Consider the following 1,817-nt stretch of genomic DNA (forward strand, 5'->3'; position numbering starts at 1 on the left):
TGAAAAAGCTCCCCTTACGATAACAGGTTTTATTATTTCACCTGTCTACCGTAAGGGGAGCATATCAGACTTTATTTTCTCGTCCATGGCTGCTGCTGTTTCGTTTTTTGGGTCAGTCTAATACTTATTTTTCGGAGATTATTAAATGGGGAATTTATTAATGACCTCGTTATATTCCTGCTGGGCATCGGTGATTGCAAGCTTTGAATAGATTTCCAATGACTTTCGGCTTTCATGTCCGGAATACGGTTGTATGAGTGCGTCATCGATGCCCTGCTTTTTTGAGCCAAGTCAGCAGGAAATGTCGCAACTTATGTGGCGACAAGCTTTGAACAAGGCCAGCTTCCTCCGAATATTAAGACAATATCTTTCGTATTCCCCGGTCCGACAGGTGCAACAGCCTGTCGTTACGCTTCTTTGATTATTTCGTCAGTGTGCTGGACACGCGGTGAGGTGCAGCCGTTCCGGCCCCCGCCCTGCTCAGCAACAGGTAAGCCAGTATGGAGGTGACGCAGCCGAGAGCGCCGACCATCAGGAAGCCGTCCTCCAAGGATAGCCAATCGCCGGCGACTCCCATGAATAAGGGTCCTCCGAACATCCCGAGGCCGTAAATCGACTGATAGAAGCCCATCGCCGTTGCCCGTTTTCCAGTATCCATATGCTTAATGCTCAAGGACATCAGCACGGGAGTAGTAAAGCCTCTTCCGAGACCAGCCAAAGCCTGCGTCAGCATAAGCACCCAGAGCGACGGAGTGAACGGGATCGCCACAGTAAACACTCCGCTGATGATAAAACCGAGAATGATCGTGTTCCGCTCTCCCAGCCTTTGCGCCAGATGCCTTCCCCCAAACCAAGCGGCTAACGCGGTAGGGAACGTGGAAAAAAAGGTCAGCAGCCCCATATCCAGCTTAGTGGCTCCTAGCGACTGGGCGAACACCGGCGTGAAGCCGAACACAGTGGCGAAGGTCAGCACCTGAAACAGAATGGATAAGAAGGAAACGGTAAGCAGCGTCCGGTCCTTCGCAACCTCCAGGACACCCTCGAACGTAATTTTTTGCGCGTGCTTATCCACTTTTTCAACCAAATACAATGCGCCGACGAGCCCTACCGCCCCTACCGCCGCACCGATCAGAAACGAGGACTCCCACCCAAACAGGTCCGCAAACCATCCGCCGAGAAGAATGCCGAGCATTTGTCCTATTGAATTGTAAAAGGACAGTGTCCCCAACGCTTTGGTCGTTTCTTCTTTCTTGAAGTAGCTCACGAACAAAATCGTAAAATCGACCCAGGTGGCTGCCGCCGCGCCCGCAAGCGCCCTCAGGATGAGAATCCAAGTGATCTCCTGCGTGATCAGAATGCCCAGACCGGCCAATACGGAGAACAGCAGGCCGAACAAGATAAACAGTTTGCGCTTGTGATAGCGGTCGGAAAGCACGCCTACGGGAATTCGCAGCAGCATCTGGCTGAGCCCGTACATGCCGATAATAATGCCGGCCGTTTGGTGGGAAGCGCCTAGATACTCCACATACGAGGCCAGAATCGGAACGCAGGTATACATGGAAAACCAGAACAGCAAGGTCACGGCGCAAAAAAGCGGGATTCGATAGTTTGTCGCAGCGTTAGCCAAAGTGATCACTCCGCTCTATTTCTATGATATCTCTTACATCTTAGTAGATAAGTTTCCAAAGTATTCTACACTTAAACCATACACTCCTGCCTGTTCAACAAACATTATTGCAGATAACTGCTCGTTAGAATTCCTGTAAAACGAATAATTTGGCGTTTGAACAAAAACGAGCGCCTCGGTACGATGGGAT

1 protein-coding gene is annotated in these 1,817 nt (G+C 50.5%); it reads right to left on the reverse strand.

The window, feature by feature from the left end; translation table 11 throughout:
- Window positions 1–421: 421 nt before the first annotated feature.
- On the reverse strand, window positions 422–1,627 hold the full coding sequence (locus ACFPYJ_RS28530) for an MFS transporter (protein WP_379191647.1): 1,206 nt from the start codon (window positions 1,625–1,627) through the stop codon (window positions 422–424).
- Window positions 1,628–1,817 lie beyond the last annotated feature (190 nt).

It is taken from the genome of Paenibacillus solisilvae (assembly GCF_042656405.1).
In the GTDB taxonomy this organism is placed as follows: Bacteria; Bacillota; Bacilli; order Paenibacillales; family Paenibacillaceae; genus Paenibacillus_Z; species Paenibacillus_Z solisilvae.